The 18692-nt window shown below is 67.2% G+C and carries 18 protein-coding genes; 9 read left to right on the plus strand and 9 right to left on the minus strand.

Annotation, left to right across the window (positions count from 1 at the left end):
• Positions 1 to 28: 28 nt before the first annotated feature.
• From NMQ11_RS07830 to NMQ11_RS07840, 3 genes are all read right to left on the minus strand, one after another.
• Positions 29 to 1255, minus strand: coding sequence for an orc1/cdc6 family replication initiation protein (locus tag NMQ11_RS07830; protein ID WP_255170846.1), 1227 nt, complete (start codon positions 1253 to 1255; stop codon positions 29 to 31).
• A 700-nt stretch (positions 1256 to 1955) separates the two neighbouring features.
• Positions 1956 to 2141, minus strand: coding sequence for an HEWD family protein (locus NMQ11_RS07835; protein WP_255170847.1), 186 nt, complete (start codon positions 2139 to 2141; stop codon positions 1956 to 1958).
• Positions 2142 to 2313: 172 nt separating this feature from the next.
• Positions 2314 to 3825 carry a phosphoenolpyruvate carboxykinase (ATP) gene (locus NMQ11_RS07840; protein ID WP_255170848.1) on the minus strand — a complete coding sequence of 504 codons (1512 nt, stop codon included), beginning with the start codon at positions 3823 to 3825 and terminating at the stop codon, positions 2314 to 2316.
• 407 nt (positions 3826 to 4232) lie between these two features.
• On the opposite strand from NMQ11_RS07840, the gene NMQ11_RS07845 reads away from it, so the two are divergent.
• The 3 genes from NMQ11_RS07845 to NMQ11_RS07855 all read left to right on the plus strand — a co-directional run bounded on the left by NMQ11_RS07845 (position 4233) and on the right by NMQ11_RS07855 (position 7378).
• Positions 4233 to 4556: an EthD domain-containing protein gene (locus NMQ11_RS07845; RefSeq protein WP_255170849.1), complete on the plus strand. Its 324-nt coding sequence runs from the start codon at positions 4233 to 4235 to the stop codon at positions 4554 to 4556.
• Entirely contained in the window at positions 4553 to 6343 is a 1791-nt protein-coding gene (locus NMQ11_RS07850; RefSeq protein ID WP_255170850.1) for a thiamine pyrophosphate-binding protein, read from the plus strand. The genes NMQ11_RS07845 and NMQ11_RS07850 overlap by 4 nt, the downstream gene beginning before the upstream one ends.
• 207 nt (positions 6344 to 6550) lie before the next feature.
• Positions 6551 to 7378: an MOSC domain-containing protein gene (locus NMQ11_RS07855; RefSeq protein ID WP_255170851.1), complete on the plus strand. Its 828-nt coding sequence runs from the start codon at positions 6551 to 6553 to the stop codon at positions 7376 to 7378.
• 26 nt (positions 7379 to 7404) lie between these two features.
• Here the strand turns inward: NMQ11_RS07855 and NMQ11_RS07860 are convergent, their stop codons facing one another.
• Positions 7405 to 7995 (minus strand): hypothetical protein, encoded by a 591-nt coding sequence (locus NMQ11_RS07860; RefSeq protein WP_255166925.1) that lies wholly within the window; start codon positions 7993 to 7995, stop codon positions 7405 to 7407.
• 116 nt (positions 7996 to 8111) lie between these two features.
• On the opposite strand from NMQ11_RS07860, the gene NMQ11_RS07865 reads away from it, so the two are divergent.
• A complete protein-coding gene (locus tag NMQ11_RS07865; protein ID WP_255166926.1) occupies positions 8112 to 9086 on the plus strand; it encodes an NAD-dependent epimerase/dehydratase family protein in 975 nt (324 codons plus the stop codon).
• Positions 9087 to 9168: 82 nt separating this feature from the next.
• On the plus strand, positions 9169 to 11304 hold the full coding sequence (locus tag NMQ11_RS07870; protein WP_255166927.1) for a disk-shape morphogenesis protein volactin: 2136 nt from the start codon (positions 9169 to 9171) through the stop codon (positions 11302 to 11304).
• A gap of 12 nt (positions 11305 to 11316) precedes the next feature.
• Here NMQ11_RS07870 and NMQ11_RS07875 read toward each other — a convergent pair whose 3' ends face one another.
• From NMQ11_RS07875 to NMQ11_RS07890, 4 genes are all read right to left on the minus strand, one after another.
• Complete coding sequence (locus NMQ11_RS07875) at positions 11317 to 11682, minus strand: cupin domain-containing protein (protein ID WP_255166929.1); 366 nt, start codon at positions 11680 to 11682, stop codon at positions 11317 to 11319.
• Positions 11683 to 11755: 73 nt separating this feature from the next.
• Positions 11756 to 12982, minus strand: coding sequence for an MFS transporter (locus tag NMQ11_RS07880; RefSeq protein WP_255166931.1), 1227 nt, complete (start codon positions 12980 to 12982; stop codon positions 11756 to 11758).
• Between the two features lie 167 nt (positions 12983 to 13149).
• Entirely contained in the window at positions 13150 to 13749 is a 600-nt protein-coding gene (locus NMQ11_RS07885; protein WP_255166932.1) for an HD domain-containing protein, read from the minus strand.
• Between the two features lie 5 nt (positions 13750 to 13754).
• Positions 13755 to 14477 (minus strand): EthD domain-containing protein, encoded by a 723-nt coding sequence (locus tag NMQ11_RS07890; protein WP_255166933.1) that lies wholly within the window; start codon positions 14475 to 14477, stop codon positions 13755 to 13757.
• A 136-nt stretch (positions 14478 to 14613) separates the two neighbouring features.
• On the opposite strand from NMQ11_RS07890, the gene NMQ11_RS07895 reads away from it, so the two are divergent.
• A complete protein-coding gene (locus NMQ11_RS07895; RefSeq protein ID WP_255166941.1) occupies positions 14614 to 15882 on the plus strand; it encodes a M24 family metallopeptidase in 1269 nt (422 codons plus the stop codon).
• A gap of 82 nt (positions 15883 to 15964) precedes the next feature.
• On the plus strand, positions 15965 to 16123 hold the full coding sequence (locus NMQ11_RS07900) for a hypothetical protein (RefSeq protein ID WP_255166945.1): 159 nt from the start codon (positions 15965 to 15967) through the stop codon (positions 16121 to 16123).
• A 68-nt stretch (positions 16124 to 16191) separates the two neighbouring features.
• Here NMQ11_RS07900 and NMQ11_RS07905 read toward each other — a convergent pair whose 3' ends face one another.
• A complete protein-coding gene (locus tag NMQ11_RS07905) occupies positions 16192 to 16806 on the minus strand; it encodes a class I SAM-dependent methyltransferase (RefSeq protein WP_255166948.1) in 615 nt (204 codons plus the stop codon).
• 324 nt (positions 16807 to 17130) lie between these two features.
• On the opposite strand from NMQ11_RS07905, the gene NMQ11_RS07910 reads away from it, so the two are divergent.
• Positions 17131 to 18135, plus strand: a complete 1005-nt coding sequence (locus NMQ11_RS07910; RefSeq protein WP_255166950.1) for an LLM class flavin-dependent oxidoreductase — start codon at positions 17131 to 17133, stop codon at positions 18133 to 18135.
• Positions 18135 to 18689 (plus strand): class I SAM-dependent methyltransferase, encoded by a 555-nt coding sequence (locus NMQ11_RS07915; protein WP_255166952.1) that lies wholly within the window; start codon positions 18135 to 18137, stop codon positions 18687 to 18689. Before NMQ11_RS07910 ends, NMQ11_RS07915 begins: the two co-directional genes overlap by 1 nt.
• Positions 18690 to 18692: the final 3 nt, after the last annotated feature.

The raw sequence follows: 18692 nt of genomic DNA on the forward strand, positions 1-18692 counted from the left end.
CCGCGAATAGAGAGAGCCGCGAAGGGAGTCAGTGGAGACCGCGGCGCTTCGCGGTCCGAACCGCGTCGACCGAGAGATCCACGTCGTCGAGGCCGTCGACGACGTCGAGTGCGAGTTCGAGGGTGACGTCGAGGTCGTACTCGTAGTACTGACCACCCGAACGACCGTGGTTTCTCGTGTACCGCTTCAGAATGCCTTGCATCGCGAGGTCGGCGAGGTGGTCGTGCATTCGCCGGCGGACGAGCGGTTTCGTTCCGAACCGCTCTGCGATCTCGGAGTACTGAGGGTAGATTTCGCGGACTCGAGCCGGCGTCTCCTCTTCGATCGCGAGGCTGAGTGCGGCGGCGAGCGAGAGGTGGCCGTGGCGGGTGAGCTCCATCATCCCCTGTCTGATCTGGCCGCGCTCGAGGGCCTGCTGGGCGTCTCGAACGTGCGTTTCGGTGATCGTCGTCTCGTCCTCCGAGCGGGTGATGTCGCCCGCTTTGTAGAGCAGATCGAGCGCCTGACGCGCGCTGCCGGTGTCCTGGGCGGCGAGCGCGGCACACAGCGAGAGGACGTTATCGCCGTAGGCGGCGTCGTATAGCGCGTTCCCGGCGCGCTGCTCGAGGATCGCCTGTAGCTCCCCGGCGGTGTACGGCGGGAAGTGAACTTCCTCCTCGCAGAGGGTGTCTTTGACCTTCGGCGAGAGGCTGTCGTGGAAGCTGAGGTCGTTGCTGATGCCGATGATCCCGGGTTTGACGTCCGAGAGGTAGCCGTTCGCTCGCGCCCGCGGGAGTTCGTAGAGGATGCCGTCGTCGTTGCCGATGTGATCGATCTCGTCCAGGACGATGAGGACCGTGCCGCCGATCGACTCGAGTTCGTCGTACAGCATGTCGAAGATCGTCTGCCGGGGGTAGCCGGTGGTGCTGATCTGCCGTCCCGGCGGGCGGAGTTCGTTGACGAGGTTGGCCGCGACCTGGTACGACGATGAGAGGTTGTTGCAGTTCAGCCAGACGACCGTGAGCTCGACGTCGTCGTAGGCGTCGACGTCGCGCTCGAGGTGCGAGAGGAGATAGCGCGTTACGGCGGTCTTTCCGACGCCCGCCTTGCCGTATAAAAAGAGATTTCGCGGCTGTGCGCCGTTGATCACGGGCTGGAGGGTCGCCATGTAGGCGTCGATCTCCTCGTCTCGCTCCTGGATGGACTCCGGCTGGTAGTCCTCCCGCAGGACGTCCTCGTCGGAGAAGATCGACGTGTCCCGATCGAAGAGCGGCATGTGTTCCACTCGGACGTCAACAATATATAAAACCACCGTGTCGTGTGTGTCATGTGTTCCGATATGATGGGCGTCCACCCACCCCACTCTGTCGAGTGTTCCTATCGGTACACTGTGGGTGTCTCGTGGTGTTTCCGGTAGGGCCGTAATGGTGTTTCGGTTTCGCGTCTCGAGCCATGCGAACCGACCTAGAAACGAACCGAATCAGATTGATGAACAGAAACCAATTCATCTCCAGAAAACAGATCGTCGAGATACGGAATGTCGAGATACGGAATACTGTGCCGCACTGTGAAATACTGTGACGCATGACGGACTGTGAAGGTAAACGAACGGAATCGTAGCTGATCTTTGTCCTCCGGTGCCCGTCGCAAGAACACTGGACGCGGTGGGGTCTCGGTGTGCGCTACGGCCCCGACGGGTGGTCTCGTACAAACACTCGACACGGTGGGGTGAGTGGGTAGAGTGAAAGGAGGGGAGTGAGGGGATTCGCTACCGCCCCCGTCGGACCCGCCACCAGAACACTCGACACGGTGGGGTGGGGAGGGATCGCAACCCCCTCACACGGCGGAGTGGATCATCACAGACGACTGAATTACGAGATCAGGGTCACGGACTCGTCAGAAAACTTGTGATGGGTCGAGACGCACGGCGAGAAACTTGTGACGGGTCGAGACGCACGGCGAACTCGAGACGGTTTTCAGGAGCCGTCGATCGGGTTGAACGTGCCGTTGATGTCCCACTCGTGGATACAGTGGGCGTTTCCGGTTAGCTTCCGATCGTCCTCTCGAGCGATCTGCCAGGCGTCGAGTTGCTCGTCCCAGCGTTCGGTTCGGCCGCATCGCTCGCAGACGCGGGTAGTCGGCTTGTGAAGTCGTACACTCATTGCCGGGTATGTGAACTACACACATATAACGGTGTTCCTGCTCGGCAAACTCTGCCGTGGACACGGGCGCGTTTCGGACCGAACGACCAGTTCTTCGGCTCAGATCAAACGACCCGGTCTGGTGCTGGTGATCAGTTCTTCGGAGCCGATTGACGGTGGCGACTCCGTTCGCTCAGTACACCGCGTCCCTGATCTCGGGATCGAGCCGGTCGAACGACTCGAGGTACTCCCGTCGCTCGCGCCGGAGTGTCGCGGCGGCATTGTCGTAGTCGTCGACGTGGTCGGGGACGGCGTACTGGTCGATGTCGATTCCCGGAACGCTCGCGGGAATCGTCAGCCCGGTTCGTTCGTCGCGTGTCCACTCGATGGTGCCGCGAGCGGCCTCCGTGAGGATCGTCACGGACTCCCTGACGCCGACGTCATTCGACTCGTCGCCGAGGTAGCCGGTATTGATGACGTAGCAGTCGACGTCGAGCGCCGCGATGAGATCGCGGAAGGCGTTCCCCTCCTCACCCTGCGGGCCGACGATGAACGGGTTCGTGCCGACGACGCGGATCGACTCGCCGGCGCGCTCCGGGTCGCCGGCGCTCGTCTCGATCGACTCGCCGAGCATGAACGCGACCGCCGCCTGCTCCTCGTCGAGTTTCGCGACCGGCGGCATCAGCGGGTTCCGCGTGATGAAAAACACCTGATCGACCCGATCGAGGTCGATCTCGGGATCGGCGCTCTCGAGTTCGTCGCGCTGGACGATCGCCCGCGAGTTCGCGGTGTACCGATCCGAATCGAAGTCGACCGAGCCGTCGGCGTCGACGTCGACGTTCTCGAGGATCGCGGAGTCGGCGGTCGCCGCGCGGTAGAGGCCGGGCTGTTCGTCCTCGGAGAGGCCGATGGTCTTGATGAACAGTCCCTGCCCCTCGCTGCCGGCGACGGAGCCGTCGGGCAACAGCGCGCAGACGTCGTCCTGCAGCATGACCGCGTCTTCGGGCTCCTCGAGCCAGCAGCCGTGTGAGGTAAGCGTCGATTTCCCGGTCGCCGAGAGCCCCATGAACAGCTGGCCGACGATTCGCATCTCGCCGTCGCCGTCTCGGACGCGAACGCGCTTGCTGCCGGCGTGCAGGCCGAGCCCGCCGAGTTGCTTCACCCGGTACATGAACAGCCTGAGGAAGGACTTCTTCGCCTCGCCGGTGTAGTCGCTGCCGAGGACGGCCGTGAACCCGTCGTCGGGGAGGACGCGAATCGCGGTCTCGTCGTGATCGGGGAGCTGGATCGTGTACAGGTCGGGCTCTCGCCCGTCGGTCGGTTCGAACAGGTTCGCCCAGGCGAGGGCGATCCGGGCGTACTCGACGGGAACGAACAGCCGACAGCAGAACGTCGCATCGGGGTGGCGGCCCATCAGGCGGTCCATACAGAGCATCTCGCGCTCGGACGCCGTGTCGACGGCCCGGTCGACGATTGCGTAATCGTCGGGACCGAACTCGTCGTCGATGTCGTTTTTCGTCAGATCCGCGCTGCGCGAGCGGAACTCGCTGACGTACGACGGCGACCCGAACTCGGTCTTCGTCTCGTCGGGCGTCGCGAGTTCGCGCAACTCCGCGAGCGACGGATTGTGACGGACGTTCGGTGCGCGCGCTGGATCGGGAAGCCGGCGGACCGGTGAGGGGGGCTCCGTCCCGGTTTCGGACATACAGTGGACCCACCATCACCCTGATACATAAACCCGAGTGATCCTCGCCTGCGTGCGCGCCGATTTAATCACCACCCTACCTGCGTATGGTGATTCGTAAACGCTCGAGTGGGGGTGCTTAACGGAAAAACGACGTCCGATATAGTACTCGGATTGTAGATAACTACTGAAATTTACTCGACCCGGAAAGAACGTTGTGCGCCGACAGTAACGCCAGTACACCGTGCCGACAGTAACGCCAGTAACCCCGTTTCATCGCGCCGATAGCGCATCGATCCACTGGTCCGTAGCACATCGGCCCACTGGTCCTTAGCGTATCGATCCGCGGGTCCGTTCGAAGCCGCTCCGTGGCAATTCTTGCGAACCGACAGAGCAAAGAACCGGCCCGAAGACCCCACGGACGAGCCATGATCAAGTTCGTCAACGTGCTGGTTCGCAGGGAGGGGCTGAGCCACGAGGAGTTCGTCGAGCGCTGGACGGGCGATCACGCCGAACTGGCTTCGGAACTTCCGGGACTCCGAAGGTACACGACGTCGGTTCCGACCGATCCCGAACAGTCGAGTCACGACGGGATCGTCGAGCTGTACTTCGACGACATGGGCGCTCTCGGCGCCGCATTCGAGTCCGACGCCGGCCAGGCCGTCCAGGACGACGCCGCCGAGTTCGTGGACATGGAACGCAGCGAACGGCTGATCGTCGAGGAGACGGTTCAGCTCGACGAGACAGTATGAGCGACGACCGCGACGCAAACGACGGCCGTGACCCAGCAGACGACCCGCCAGCCACCGGTCGCACGACCGCCGATCGGATCCTCGAGACGATCGAGGCGCTCGAGGTCGAGTACGTCTTCGGCTACCCGGGCGGGCGCGCGATCGAGTTGTTCGAATCGATCGGCCACGGCGAAACCGACGTCTCCGTAATCCGTCCGCGCGACGAGCGCGAAGCGAGCGTGATGGCCGAGGCGTACGGCCGGATGACCGGCTCCCCCGCCGTGCTCGCCGGTCAGGGACCCTGGATCGGCAGCCTCGGCGCGATCGGACAGATGGAGGCCCGACTGGGGTCCTCGCCGATGGTCGTCCTCACCGAAGCCTCCGAGCGCGGGGACTACTCGACGCTCGCACCCTACCAGCAGTCCCGCGGGGATTACGGCGGGCTCTCGCTCCCGAAGATCCTCGACGGAATCACCAAGGAGTGGTGGTTTCCCCGAACCCCCACCGAAACCGTTCGCAGCGTCCAGCTCGCGTTCAAGCACGCGACCGCCGGCCGCAACGGTCCCTGCGCGGTGATCCTCGACGGGAACGCCGTCACGGACTCATTTCCCGACGAGTCGACCCCCGCCGTCTGGGACGACGGAAAGCAGGTGCGAAACTGGGAGTCGAAGCCGACCGACGGCGACGTCGAGGCGGCCCACGACGCCCTCGTGGCGGCCGACCGGCCGGTGATCCTCGCCGGAAACGGCGTTCACGCCGCCGAGGCCTACGACGAACTCGAGGCCGCCGCCGAGACCTACGACGCGGTCGTCGCGACCTCCTACCTCGGGAAGTCGACGATTCCGGAGACCCACGAGCGCGCCGCCGGCGTCATCGGTTCGTTCGGCCACGAGGGGGCCAACCGGGTCGTCAGCGAGGCCGACGTCCTGCTGGTCGTCGGCTGTCGGCTGAACCCGATGGACTCGAACTGGCAGGCGGAGTCGTTCATCCGCCCCGACGAGCAGACGATCCTCCACGCCGACGTCGACTCGCGTAACGCGGGCTGGGTCTACCCCGCCGACGTTGGCCTGATCGGCGACGCTCGAGAAACGCTCGCCGCCCTCGTCGCCGCGGCCGGGGAGGCGGACGGCGAGGTCGACGGATCGAGGACCGGCGCCGGCGAAAACGGCTGGGCGCTCGAGCGCGCCGCGACCGCCCGCGAGGACTTCTCGGTTCCGGAGTGTGAGTCCGACGACGTGCCGATCAAACCACAGCGAGTCTGTAAGGCCGTCGAGGCGGTCCTCGACGAGAACACCGTCGTCACGGCCGACTCCGGAAACAACCGCTTCTGGCTGCTCAACTACCTCCAGACTCGCGACACCGGAAGCTACTACGGCAGCGGCGGCGTCGGCGCGATGGGCTGGGCCGCCCCCGCAGCCGTCACCGCGGCCCTGCTCGGCAACGACGCCATCTGCGTGGCGGGCGACGGCGGCTTCGCCATGACGATGACCGCCCTCGAGACGGCCGTCGACTGCGGCGTCGCGCCCGCGTTCGTCGTCATGAACGACACCTCGCTCGGGATGGTCCGGCAGATGGACGAGGGAATGCCCGGCACGGAGTTCCACGACACCGACTTCGTCGGCGTCGCGCGGGCGCTCGGCGGCGACGGCGTCAGAGTCGACGACCCCGCGGACCTCGAGGGAGCCGTCCGCGACGCGAAGGCGGCCGACGTGCCGACGGTCGTCGACGTCCGGATCGACCGCGAGGAGGACATGGCCGAGACGCTCTCCTCGTCGTTCTACGACGCAGTCGGCGGACTCCACGAGTGATCGCCGACGAGTCGCCGGCGATCACTGGTGATTTACGAGTAATCACTGGGCGCAGCCGAGCGACTGGCGAGCGGTCGCCACCCGCTGGCGACGTCTCGCTCGCCGACTCCGGGCGTGACGACCCGAACCGTCGCGGAACGTTTCGCAACCGAGCAACGAAATAAACGATACGCACGACTTTAACCGTCGACTGCGATTGTGCGTCCGATGCCCCACCTCGAGTCGATACTGGTTCACCCGATCAAGTCGCTCGACGCGGCTGCCGTCGACGCCGCGAAGATCGGCGAGAACGGCGGTCTCGAGTGGGACCGACGGTACGCGATCGTCGACGAGAACGGCGGGTACGTCAACGGAAAGCGCGAGCAGCGGATCCACCGCCTGCGCGCCGAGTTCGACCTCGAGCGAGAAACCATCGCGATCCGGGACGACGGCTCGTCCGGGGCTTCGCCGCGCGAGCGGGAGCTGTCGGCGCGGACGTTCCACCTCGAACTCGACCGCCGGGCGCTCGAGTCGTACCTCACCGAGTTCTTCGAGTATCCCGTGACGCTGGTTCGCGAGGAGGAAGGTGGATTTCCGGACGACACGGCGGCGGCTGGACCGACGGTTATCTCGAGGGGGACCCTCGAGGCGGTCGCCGACTGGTTCGACGGGATCGATCCAACGGAGATGCGTCGACGGCTCCGGCCCAACCTCGTCGTCGACGGCCCCGCCTTCTGGGAGGACCGACTGTACGACGAACCCGGGCGGGTCGTTCCGTTCGGGACCGACGCGACGACGCTCCACGGCGTCAACCCCTGCCAGCGCTGCGTCGTTCCGACTCGAGATCCCGACACCGGCGAGGTGACGCCCGACTTTCGCGAGCGGTTCGTCGACCGCCGCGAGGCGACGCTCCCGGAGTGGGCGGGCGACGCCTGGTTCGACCACTACTTCCGGCTGATGGTCAACACGCGGGTGCCCGAGTCGTCGTGGGGCGAGCGCCTCGAGACGGGCGATCGGCTCACTGTCGGCGACCCGATGGCCGATCCGTCGGGCTGACGCGGATCGAGGGCAACTCTCGCCGCTCAGCCGACGGTCTGCGTCTCCGCGTCGAGGGCCGTCGCCGTGTAGTAGGCGGTCTCCCCGGGAACGACCACCCCGAGTTCGACCGCTGCCTGTTCGTCGGCGTCGAACCCGAGTTCGTCGGTCGCGATCTGCTCGAGTTCGGCGCCAGACTCGTCGTAGAACGCGGCGACGACGACCACCCGACGCGCCCGCCCGCCGTTGACGACGGTCGCGACGAGTTCGACGGGCTCGCCGCGAACGGCCCGAATCGCCGACTCGTCTTCCGTTTCGGTCCGAACGGTGGCGTCGATGACCGCGAGGTCCTCGTCGGTGTCGGAGACGGCCTCGCGGTAGATCCGAATCCGGTTGCGGATCGCCTCGAGCCGACGGGCGTGGTCGCCCTCGACCTGTTCCTGGGCGCGCAACAGCAGGCTCTCGACGTCGTCGAGTAGCGACGCCTGTGTTGCCGCCTCGCGGACCTCGAACCTCGCGAGGTCTTCGCGGGCCTGTTCGATGGCGACGGCCGGATCGCCGCCGACGTCTGCCTGGATCGCCTCGAGGTCGTCGTCGACGCGGAGCACTGCCGGAAGCGAAGCGGTGGCGTTCGACATGGCGTACTCGAGGTTCGACGGACGGAGGGGTGAACGTTGACCTTGCAGCGACCCCCGGTCGCGGCGGCCACCCGTTTCAGGAACGCTTTTGCCGTTCTGCCGGGACGTTCGTGATAATGTCTGTCGATAACTCCACGGTACTCGTTACTGGCGGGACGGGATTCATCGGGTCGTACGTCGTCGAAGACCTCGTCGAGCACGGTCACGACGTCGTGGCGTACGATCTCTCGACCGACCCACGGATCCTCGAGAAACTCGGCGTCGCCGACGACGTCGAGATCCGCCGCGGCGACGTCTCGGACGCGACGGACGTCATCCGAGCGGTCCGCGAGACGGGGGCGACCCACGTCGTCCACCTCGCGGCGTTGCTCACGACGACCGCGCGCGAGAACCCGCGGGCGGCTCAGCAGGTCAACATCGAGGGGACGAACAACGTCTTCGAAGCGGCGCGAATCCTCGACGACCAGGTCGAACGCGTGGCGTGGGCCTCCTCGGCGGCCGTCTACGCACCCCCGACGAACTACACGGCGAACGACGGCTGGGTCACCGAGGACGACCTCGTCTACCCCGACACGCTCTACGGCGCGACCAAGGAGTACAACGAACACCAGGCGCGGGTGTACTACGAGGATCACGGCGTCTCCCACGTCGGCCTGCGTCCGACGGTCGCCTACGGCCCCTACCGCGAAACTGGCGGGTCGGCGTTTCTCGCGAACATCATCGAGAAACCCGCGCTCGGCGAGCCGTTCTCGGTGGAGTACGGCGACCAGGTGATCGACTGGCAGTACGTCCGGGACATCGCCCAGGCGTTCCGCAAGGCGGCGTTCGCCCCCGACGCCCGACTCTCCCGGCGCGTCTACAACGTCCGCGGAACGGTCGCGACCATCCGCGAGGCCGCCGAAACCGTCGAGAAGATCGTTCCCGACGCGGAGATCGACGTCAGCGACGAGGGCGAACTCCCCTGGACCCAGAAGCTCGAGATGAGCGCCGCGAAAGAGGACCTGAACTACGACCCCGAGTACGACCTCGAGACCGGGTTCAGCGAGTACATCGACGTGCTCCGCCGGGAGGCGGGTCTGGAACCGCTGTAAACTGCGCTCGCGATCGCTCGCTCGTTTTCAGTTCTGGTATTCGGGACCAAACCTCCAAGGTGGTCCTCCGTTTCCTCCGGCTATGAACTACGGTCTCGATATCACGTCCGACGGAGTTCGGCTGGCACGAACCGTCGCCGACGGCGCCGACCTCGAGGTTAGCCGCGCGCCGGCGGTCGCCTGTCCGCTCGAGTCGATCGCCGAGGTGCCGCCGGTCGCACTCGGCGAGCGCTGCTCGATCGAACGCGACGGCACCACGTACGTCCTCGGCGAGGACGCCGAACGCGTCGCCGACGCAACCGGGGCGGCGCTCGAGCCCCTGTTCGTCGACGGCGTGCCGGCCGGCGAGCACGTCGAACCGGCGCTGTCGGCGCTCGTCGGCGGGCTCCTGGCCGACGCCGGGGCCCTCGAGGGCGCGATCGGCGGACGGCTCTGTTACACGACTCCCGGACGGATCGTCGACGGGACCGAATCCACAATCCGCGGCGACCGCCGCGAGGGTGGGGCACTCCCCGGGGACTTCGCGTCGGCCGCGGGCCTCGAGCCGGCGCCGATCACCGCCGGGTTCGCCGTCGTCTACGACCAGCTCGCAGCGGACAAACACACCGGCCTCGGCATCTGCATCGGCGAGCAGCTCACGAGCGTCTCGCTGTCGTACTACGGCGTGCCGGCGCTGGCGTTCTCGCTGCCGAAGGGCCGCGAGTGGCTGATCGCCGCCGCGGCCGACGACACCGGTTCCGACCCGGTCGCGGTCGCGGCCGCCCTCGAGGCGTTCACGCTCGACCCGGACGCCGCAACCGGCGAGATCGAGAGCGCCCTCGCGGGCGCGTTCGACGCGCTCGCCGTCGAACTGGCGACCGCGATCGCCGACCGGGCCGACGAGAGCGACCTCCAGTCGGGGCTCGCGGTTCCCGTCGCGGTCGCCGGCAGCGGAGCCGTCGAGGGCGTCGAGTACCTGCTCGGCGGGCGGTTCGACGGGAGCCCCCTTCCGATCTCAATTCGCGGCGTCAGACTCGCAGAGGAGCCGGCCGAGTGCGCCGCTCGAGGCGCCCTCGCGGCCGCGACTGACGGAATCGACGGCCTCGAAGCCGTCACCTGGTCGGCCCCCGAGGCGGCACCGACGGCCGGGGAAACGCTGACGTTCTCCGAACCGAGCGCCGACGACCCTACCGCGTCCGACGGCTCCGCGATAGCGGACGACGCCATCGACCAGCTGTTCGACCGGCTGGCGAACAGGGACGCGGAGATCGAAGCCGTCGCCGCCGAGGTCGAGACCCTCTCCGAGGCGCTCGAGTCGGTCGATAAACGCGCCGCGACGGCGGTCGACGCCCTCGGTGACGATCTGGAGGGGGTTTCGGCGGCCGTCGCGGATCTCGAAACTTCCCTCGAGGCCACTCGAGACGACCTCACGGCGACCGGCGATGCGCTCGCGGAACTCCGCGATACACACGAGCGGCTGGCCGAAGAGAGCGCGACCGCGGCCGAGTGTGCCCGCCTCGACGCGGCGCTCGCCGACCTCGAAGACCGGCTCGACGCCGCCGTCACCCGCGTCGACCGCGTTTCGGATCGTCTCGAGGAGCACTCGACGGAGGCGGAAACGCGGGTCGCGGAGCTGGCCGGTCACGTCGAATCGCTGTCGGCGGACGTCGAATCGTTGTCGGCGGAGACGGACGACGGAATCGCGCACCTGACCGCGACCTTCTCGGAGACGGAGTCCGCACTCGAGGGCCGCGTCGACTCGGCAGTCGCCGACCTCGAGAGCTCGCTCTCGACCCTCGAAACGGCGATCGGAGACGTCGACGACCGCCTCGACACGACCCGGTCGGAACTCGAACGCGAGATCGACGACCGGCTCGAGACGGAACCGGTCGACCCGGAGCGGGTGGATCGACTCGAGTCGCGGGTCGCGGACCTCACAGAGATCGGACCGCGGTGTGGGACGCTCGAGGAACGACTCGAGGCGCTCGAGGTGGGAGCCGACCGGGACGCCAGCCGCGCGCGCGACGACCTCGTCGACCTGCGCGCTGACCTCGAGGCGGTACGAGCCGAGTCGAAGGTGTCGACGGGCGTCGCTGTCCCGATGCTCGCTGGCGGTGGGGCCGCCGGAATCGTCGCCGGTGGCGTTACCGCGGCGTCGGTCGGCGACCCGGTCGGCCTCGCCGGGGTACTGCTGGGTGCGGTGCTCGTTGGCGTCGCCGGCTGGCTGACCCGCTCGTAGCTCGTTCGTCCGCTACCCCTCAAGGATACCGTCGTCTTTCACGTTCGGCGAGCCGACGACGAGCACGGTGCTATCCTCGACGGCCCGGAGCTGTCGCCAGGACTCCGGTGGGACGACCAGACAGTCGTGCTGGCGGAGCTCGACGACGTCGCGGTCGTCCTCGCGTTCGATCGTCACGTCGACGGTTCCCTCGAGGACGACGTACAGCTCCTCCTGTTCCCGCTGGCGGTGGTAGGCGTTCTCCTCGCCCTTCTCGTACTCCCAGATGCTGGGGCGCATCTCGTCGGGCCTGAGCTCGACCCCGACCGGGAGCAGCGTGGGCGCTTCGTCCTCGAGTTCGTGCGGCTCGATCTCGCTGCGTGTGGCTAGCGAGTACATAGACCGGGGTTCGACGCTCAGCGCCAAAAACGCACACCCGGCAGCAGCACCCACTGGCGTCGCATCCCGTCGCTCACGTCCCGGCGTCGTCGAACACCCACAGGAGCGCACTCAGCGCGGTCGCGCCGGCGATCGAGACCGCGAGGAGCCCGAACGCGGGTCTGAAGCCGGCGGTCTCCGAGAGGTAGCCCACGAGCGCGGGGGCGACCGCGCCGGCGCCCATCAGCATCGTCCTGACGATCCCCAGTCCGCCCCCCGAGATCTCGGTCGGAACCGCCGACATCAGGTACGAGCCCCTGACGGGGCGAAAGCCGTGCGAGCCCAGGCCGACGAGGACGAGCGCGCCGCCGAGGGCGAGCGCGGATCCGGAACCGGACAGCGAGACGAGTCCAACCATCCCGAGGCTGGCGCCCGCGAGCGCGCAGACGATCACGGGCAGCGTGCCGATCCGGTCGCTCACCTCGCCGGTGACGAGCTGGACGAGGCTGACGGCGAACAGCGCGCTGTACAGTAAGCTCGCGGTCGTGGCCTCGAGTCCACCCTCCTCGGTCAGGTACAGCGGCGCGAACGCGACGAGGCCGTTGTACGTAAAGGAGAACAGCACCGTGACGAGGACGAAGACGGTGAACCGCCACTCACCGAAGAGTCGGGCGTAGCGCCCCAGCCCGCCACCCCCGGTCACGGCCGTCTTCGGATCGACTTCGGGGTCGTCCGGCAGCCGGTCGGGGACCCGGAGGACGAACGCGGCACCGAGAGCGAGGCCGACGACCCCCGCGACGAGAAACACCAGCCGCCAGCTGGCGCCGAAGGCGTAGGAGACGCCGGCGACGGCGACCACCGCTGCGGGCGCGACCACGCCGCCGAACGTGCCGAAGGTGTCGAGCGCCCCCAGCGCGCGGCCGGTCCTCGAGGGGTACACGCGCGCGAGCAACCGGACGGCGACGGTCTTGTGGGCACCGGTGCCCGCCCCCATGAGGACCATCGCGAGGACGAGGACGGCGAACGACGAATCGACGGTCAGCGCGAGCGCCGCGAGCGCGGCGGCGACGACGCCGGCCGTGATGACCGTCACCGAGCCGAGCCTGTCGGCGAGCACGCCGGAGGGGAACTGCATCGCCGCGTAGACGAGCATGAACGCGGTGAACGCGAGGCCGAGAACGGTGTTGGAGACCCCGTAGGTGTCCTGAAACGGACCGAACAGCGGCGGAAACGCGTACCGGAGGAACTTCGCGAGAAACCAGATCGCCGCCGTCAACAGGAGGACGTCGAAGGTGGCGAGGCGGCGAAACTGTCCCGACATCGAGCTCTCGTCCCGTGCAACGGCGGGCCGGAACCGAGTATGCTCCGGTTGCGGCAGGACCGCACTCGAGTCGTCTCGGTTGCGACAGGACCGCACTCGAGTCCCGTGCTCGGTCCGTTCGCGTCGGCGGAGGACGGTCGACCGTCGGGATCGACCGGTTCCGTAGCTCACCCGGTCGTCTGGGAGTACTCGTCGACCCACTCTTTGAGGGTGATCCCCATCGTCGCCTGGGTGATCGCGTTCGAACTCGCCGAGTTCGCACTCTTGACGAGTTCGGCCTCGAGGGTGCGCGTCGGCACCTCCCCCAGGAAGTGGGGGATCGCCCGCTGGACGGCGAGCGGACAGCCGACCTCGTGGGCCAGCGCGTACCCCGAGATGGAGTGGGGGATCTCCTCGCTCGCGTAGGTGGGGTCGGGATCGACGAGTTCCTCGTCGACGAAGTCGACGTACTCGTAACACTTGCCGACGTCGTGGAGCAGACACGCCGCCACGATCGCGTCGGTGTCGGGGTCGGCGCCGTGGAACTCCCGCTGGACCGCGGCGGACTCGAGGGCGATTTTCGTCACCCCGCGGACGTGCTCGACGTTGTCCACCTCGTGGATGTTCCAGGCGTAGGGGATGTCGTGGATATCTCGCCAGCCGCCGCGCTCGAGGGCCAGTTTCCAGGCCTCGACGACCTGCTCGCGGAGGTCCGCATCCTCGATCTCCTCGAGTTCGGGAAACGCCTCCCGAACCTGCCGTTCGTAGTCGGGACCGGTGTCACTCATGGCGGCTACTCCCCGGTGCGGTCGACCTGGAGCGTTTCCTTGCCGATGAACCGCGGGCGCTCGTCGATCGCGAGGAAGTTGTCGACGTCCTCGCGGGCCTCCTTCGCTTTGCCTTTCGCCGGATCGTAGTCCCGCGAGCCCTCGCTCCCGAGGGCGTCGTACAGCGCCTCCAGCTCCTCGAAGTAGAGTTCGGCGACGCCGTCGAACTCGCTGTTCTCGGGGTCCGTGGGGAGGACGGTCGCGTAGCGCACCACGCCCTCGATCTCGCGCGCGATCGGGGTGTGCTCGTTCTGCCAGTGGTCGACGAACTCCTCGTGGCTCATCCCCTCCTGGCGGACGAGGAACGCGGAGTGCTTGTACAGCCCCGTCGTGTCGCCGTCCGTCTCATCTTTCTGGATAATCTCCTCACCGATCAGCCGGGGTCGTTCCTCGACGGCAAGGAAGTTGTCGACGTCCTCGCGGGCCTTCGCGGCCACCTCCTTCGTCGGATCGTAGTCCCGGGAGCCGGGACTGCCCAGGGCGTCGTGGAGGTCCTCGAGGCTCTCGAAGTAGAGTTCGGCGAGACCGTCGAACTCGGCGTGTTCCGGTTCCGTGGGAATCACCGTCTGGTAGCGCACCACGCCCTCGATGTCGCGGGCGATCGGGGTGTGCTCTCCCTGCCAGTAGTCGACGAACTCCTCGTGGCTCATTCCGTCCTGGCGGACGAGACAGGCGACGTGCTTGTACATACGTGCTGAGCAATGCCGTGTCCCACTAAAAAAGGTGAGGAACCGCCGTCGGCTGGCGGTTCCCGCGCGGGTCCCGCGGCCGTCTGCCCGTCTCGTGTCGGTGGTTTTCATAAGGAACGTTCGTGAAGGGGGAGGTATGTACGAGCGAAGCTTCATGGAGGGAACCCGCGGCACGCAGGCCGTCGACTGGGAGGAGCGCATCGACGTCAAGCGCCTGCGCGAGGAGCGAAAAGAGCGCGCCTTAGAGCGCCTACAGGAGACAGATCTGGGCTCGATGCTGCTCGTCTCGGACCCGAACATCCGGTACGTCACCGGGCTGGCGATGACCGGCGGGAGCGGGGCGGACCACTACACCTTGCTCACGGAAGAGGGCGATATCGTTCACTGGGACACCGCCGACCACGCGAGCAATCAGCGTTTCAATTGCCCGTGGCTGCAGGACATTCGCTACGCCTGTCCCGGCCTCGGCAACGTCCCCCGCGCGTCCGGGCGCGATTCCGCCCGCCAGTTCTTGAAGGGGAAGATGGCCGAGACGGTCGTGACCGCACTCGAGGAGTACGGCGTGAGCGACGAGAAGATGGGCCTCGACGTCGGCAACGCCGGCCTGATCGGCGCGTTCGAAGAGCGCGGCGTCGAAGTCGACACGGCGACCGTCCACGCGGTGATGGAGGACGCCCGGAAGGTCAAGACGCGCGACGAGATCGAGTGCCTGCGGCAGGTGGCCGCGATCTGCGAAGCGGGCTTCCAGCGGATCAAGAACGCCGCCGAACCGGGGATGCGCGAGTCGGAGGTCTGGGGACAGGCGGTGGACGAACTCTGGCGCCAGGGGGCGTTCGTCGGCGGCGGCTACCTCACCTCCGGACCCAACACGTGGCCGAAACACCAGGCGAACACCACCGACCGGACGATCCGCCCGAAGGATCTCGTCTACGCCGACATGTACAACATCGGCTACCTGGGCTACCGGTCGTGTTACTACCGCACGTTCTCGATGGGCGAGCCCACCGAGGCCCAGCAGGACGCTTACGAGATCGCCCGGGACAACCTCTACGACGTCCTCGAGGAGATACAACCGGGCGCGACGACCGACGAGATCGCCGAGGCCTTCCCCGACATGGAGGGCGAGCACGCCGAGTTCTACGACGCCGACGAGCACTGGCAGATGACGACGAACCACTGGGCGCACGGGCTCGGCCTCCAGCTGTACGAGGTGCCGCTGATCTGGCGTGGCCTCTCACCCGATCACCCGATCGAGATCGAGGAGGGGATGACGATGGCAGTCGAGACCCAGGAGCCCGCCGAGCGCCAGGGCGTCCGCGTCGAGGAGATGGTCGTCGTCCGCGAGAACGGGGTCGAGATCCTGAGCCAGTGGCCGGTCGAGGAGATCACGCGGATCGACTACTGAGCGATTCGATCCCGCTCCCACGAGATTCGTCCTCCGAAACCGACACGCACGTCTTCGCGGGGTTCCAAGTCGTCGACACGGAATGAACACAGCCAAGCTGAAGCCGGTGTACCTGATCGGAATCGTTCTCAATATCGGCGCCCTCGCGTTCGCCCTCTCGACAGGCTCGTTCCTCTACGCCAGCGCGTTCGCGTTCGTCATCGTCTACCTCGCGTTTCGCTACCGGATGCTCTCGGCGTAGACCAGCCGACGCCTCCGCCAGGCCTCGAGCGTCGCTGGATGAAAATCGGCGTCTGTCCTCCGAGTCCGTCACTCCCGGCGGAGCCGATACCAGTGTTCGTTCGGCTTCATCAGGATCTCGACCGGTTTCGGGGCCGTGAAGTTCGTGCGACCGAGGTCGGTCACCTCCCAGCCGGGGAAGTTCGCCTCGAGTTCCTCCCGAGTCGCCCCCCGCGGTAACGGCCCCCGTCGCTTCGGCTCCCACGCGAGCAGGAGCACGGTCGCCTCGTCTCCGGCGACGGCGTCGACCTCCCGAGCCATCGCCGCGCGCTGTTCGCTGGTCAGCCCGTGGTAGGTCCCCGTATCGAGGACGAGTCGGTACTCGCCGTCGACGCCAGCCCCGCGGAGGTCGGTCACGTCGCCGCGGACGAGTTCCATCTCGACGCCCGCCTCGTCGACCCGGTCTCGAGCGCGCCCGAGCGCCTTCTCGACGATGTCGACGCCCGTGACCTGCCAGCCCCGCTTGGCCAGTTCGACCCCCCAGATTCCGCTGCCGGTGCCGAGGTCGAGCGCCGACCCGTACGGTGGATCGCGCCCGACTTCCGCCTCGTCGAACAGCCGTTCGATGGAGGCGACGAACGCGGGAGTCTCGATTGCCGACTCCCACGGGTGAAAGCCCACCGCGTACGCCAGCCGGTAGTTCATCGCCGCCACCTCCGTCGGTGGCCGCCTACGGCGCGACGAACCGTCCGAGGACGGATCGACGGATCAGTCGGTAGTGTCGTTGTTCGTGCCATGGTCCCCTCGTAGCGCCGGTTTCTACGGGTCGCGTTCCCCAACCGTGACTCACAGCGAGCGCTATGTATCACTACGAGCCGGGCCATGATATGTGTTATCAGTGAACTCGAACCCGGTCCGTCGCACTCGAGTCTCGCAGACGGAGGCGTCGACGAAACGCGGGCGCCGTCGACCGCTCGCGTCGCCCCCGATGTGGAAACGACTTTGCCCCGGCCCCACAACAGTCGCCCCATGCAACTCGGCACTGGGCTGTTCACGTGTCAGCGACGGCCGGACGACGACCGGTCGATGACCGAGATTTACGACGAGATGCTCACTCTGGGGCGGGCCATCGAGGACGCCGGACTCGACAGCGCCTGGGTGTCCGAACACCACTTCGCTGAGGACGGCTACCTCTCGGGGACGATGCCCGCACTCGGCGCGCTCGCCGCCGAAACCGATGAGATCGAACTCGGAACCTGCATCGCGCTGGCCCCGCTGTACGACGGGGTGCGGCTGGCCGAGGACGCCGCGACGGTCGATCTCATCTCCGGCGGGCGGCTGACCCTGGGGCTCGCCATCGGATCGAACCCCCGCGAGTTCGACGCCTTCGGCGTCCCGCGCGAGGAGCGCGTCGACCGCCTCGCGGACCAGGTCGACCTGGTCCGTGCCGCGTGGTCGGACGGCCCGCTCGAGTACGACGCCCAGTTCCACGACGTTTCACCCGACGTCTCCGTGACGCCGAAACCCGACTCCGAGATCCCGATTATGCTCGGCGGGGCCGCGAAACCAGCCGTTCGCCGCGCCGCCCGCACGGCCGACGCGTGGTGTGCACCCTCCTCGCTGTCCGTGGGCGGGCTGAAAAAGCGCGTCGACGACATCCGGAACGTTCGCGACGAGGAAGGGCTCGACGGCGAGTTCGGGATCTACGTGCTCCAGCACGGCTTCGTCGGCGACTCCCGCGAGGAGGCCTGGGAGGAGATGAGAGACGGCTACCTCTACATCCAGCGTCGGTACGCCGAGATCTTCTCCGGGGAGGAGGTACCTGAACTCCCCGAAGAACGCAAACAGGAACTGAAGGAGCAGGCCATCTTCGGCACCCCCGAACAGGTGATCGAGGGCCTCGAGCCCTACCGGGAGGCGCTGGGCGACGACATCCACTTCATCTTCAGGACCTACCACCCCGGAATCGGTACCGACGCGATGACGGAGTGTATCGAGCGCCTCGGGAGCGAGGTCGCCCCGGAGGTGCGGTGATGGGCTTTCATACCTTCCCTATCGACCGGGCAGACGCGCTCGAGGACCCCTCCAGGTACCGGTACTGCTCCCGGGAGGAACTCGTGGAGATGCTGGCTCTCGAGGCCGACGCCGCGGTCGCGGATCTCGGCTCCGGCACCGGGTTCTACGCCGACGACGTCGCCCCGTTCGCCGGCACGCTGTACGCCGTCGACGTCCAGGCGGAGATGCACGAGAAGTACCGCGAGAAGGGGCTCCCCGAGAACGTCGACGTCGTTACCGCGGGCATCGAGTCGCTACCGTTCGACGACGACCACCTCGACGCCGCCTACTCGACGATGACCCACCACGAGTACGCCGGTGAGGACGCCTTCGCTGAACTCGCCCGAGTGATCCAACCCGGCGGGCGGCTCGTCACCGTCGACTGGTCGGCCGACGGCCCCGGCGAAGACGGCCCGTCGACGGACGAACGGTTCTCGCTCGAGGAGACAACCGCCGACCTCGAGGCGGCGGGCTTCGAGATTCTCGAGGCCCGAAACCGACCCGAGACGTTCGCGGTCGTCGCCCGACGGTAGCGG

Origin of the sequence: Natrononativus amylolyticus, assembly GCF_024362525.1 — an archaeon.
In the GTDB taxonomy this organism is placed as follows: domain Archaea; phylum Halobacteriota; class Halobacteria; order Halobacteriales; family Natrialbaceae; genus Natrononativus; species Natrononativus amylolyticus.

Coding starts and splice junctions, on each gene's coding strand:
- NMQ11_RS07830 (WP_255170846.1), bottom strand. CDS start 1,255: ATGCCGCTCTTCGATCGGGACACGTCGATCTTCTCCGACGAGGACGTC.
- NMQ11_RS07835 (WP_255170847.1), bottom strand. CDS start 2,141: ATGAGTGTACGACTTCACAAGCCGACTACCCGCGTCTGCGAGCGATGC.
- NMQ11_RS07840 (WP_255170848.1), bottom strand. CDS start 3,825: ATGTCCGAAACCGGGACGGAGCCCCCCTCACCGGTCCGCCGGCTTCCC.
- NMQ11_RS07845 (WP_255170849.1), top strand. CDS start 4,233: ATGATCAAGTTCGTCAACGTGCTGGTTCGCAGGGAGGGGCTGAGCCAC.
- NMQ11_RS07850 (WP_255170850.1), top strand. CDS start 4,553: ATGAGCGACGACCGCGACGCAAACGACGGCCGTGACCCAGCAGACGAC.
- NMQ11_RS07855 (WP_255170851.1), top strand. CDS start 6,551: ATGCCCCACCTCGAGTCGATACTGGTTCACCCGATCAAGTCGCTCGAC.
- NMQ11_RS07860 (WP_255166925.1), bottom strand. CDS start 7,995: ATGTCGAACGCCACCGCTTCGCTTCCGGCAGTGCTCCGCGTCGACGAC.
- NMQ11_RS07865 (WP_255166926.1), top strand. CDS start 8,112: ATGTCTGTCGATAACTCCACGGTACTCGTTACTGGCGGGACGGGATTC.
- NMQ11_RS07870 (WP_255166927.1), top strand. CDS start 9,169: ATGAACTACGGTCTCGATATCACGTCCGACGGAGTTCGGCTGGCACGA.
- NMQ11_RS07875 (WP_255166929.1), bottom strand. CDS start 11,682: ATGTACTCGCTAGCCACACGCAGCGAGATCGAGCCGCACGAACTCGAG.
- NMQ11_RS07880 (WP_255166931.1), bottom strand. CDS start 12,982: ATGTCGGGACAGTTTCGCCGCCTCGCCACCTTCGACGTCCTCCTGTTG.
- NMQ11_RS07885 (WP_255166932.1), bottom strand. CDS start 13,749: ATGAGTGACACCGGTCCCGACTACGAACGGCAGGTTCGGGAGGCGTTT.
- NMQ11_RS07890 (WP_255166933.1), bottom strand. CDS start 14,477: ATGTACAAGCACGTCGCCTGTCTCGTCCGCCAGGACGGAATGAGCCAC.
- NMQ11_RS07895 (WP_255166941.1), top strand. CDS start 14,614: ATGTACGAGCGAAGCTTCATGGAGGGAACCCGCGGCACGCAGGCCGTC.
- NMQ11_RS07900 (WP_255166945.1), top strand. CDS start 15,965: ATGAACACAGCCAAGCTGAAGCCGGTGTACCTGATCGGAATCGTTCTC.
- NMQ11_RS07905 (WP_255166948.1), bottom strand. CDS start 16,806: ATGAACTACCGGCTGGCGTACGCGGTGGGCTTTCACCCGTGGGAGTCG.
- NMQ11_RS07910 (WP_255166950.1), top strand. CDS start 17,131: ATGCAACTCGGCACTGGGCTGTTCACGTGTCAGCGACGGCCGGACGAC.
- NMQ11_RS07915 (WP_255166952.1), top strand. CDS start 18,135: ATGGGCTTTCATACCTTCCCTATCGACCGGGCAGACGCGCTCGAGGAC.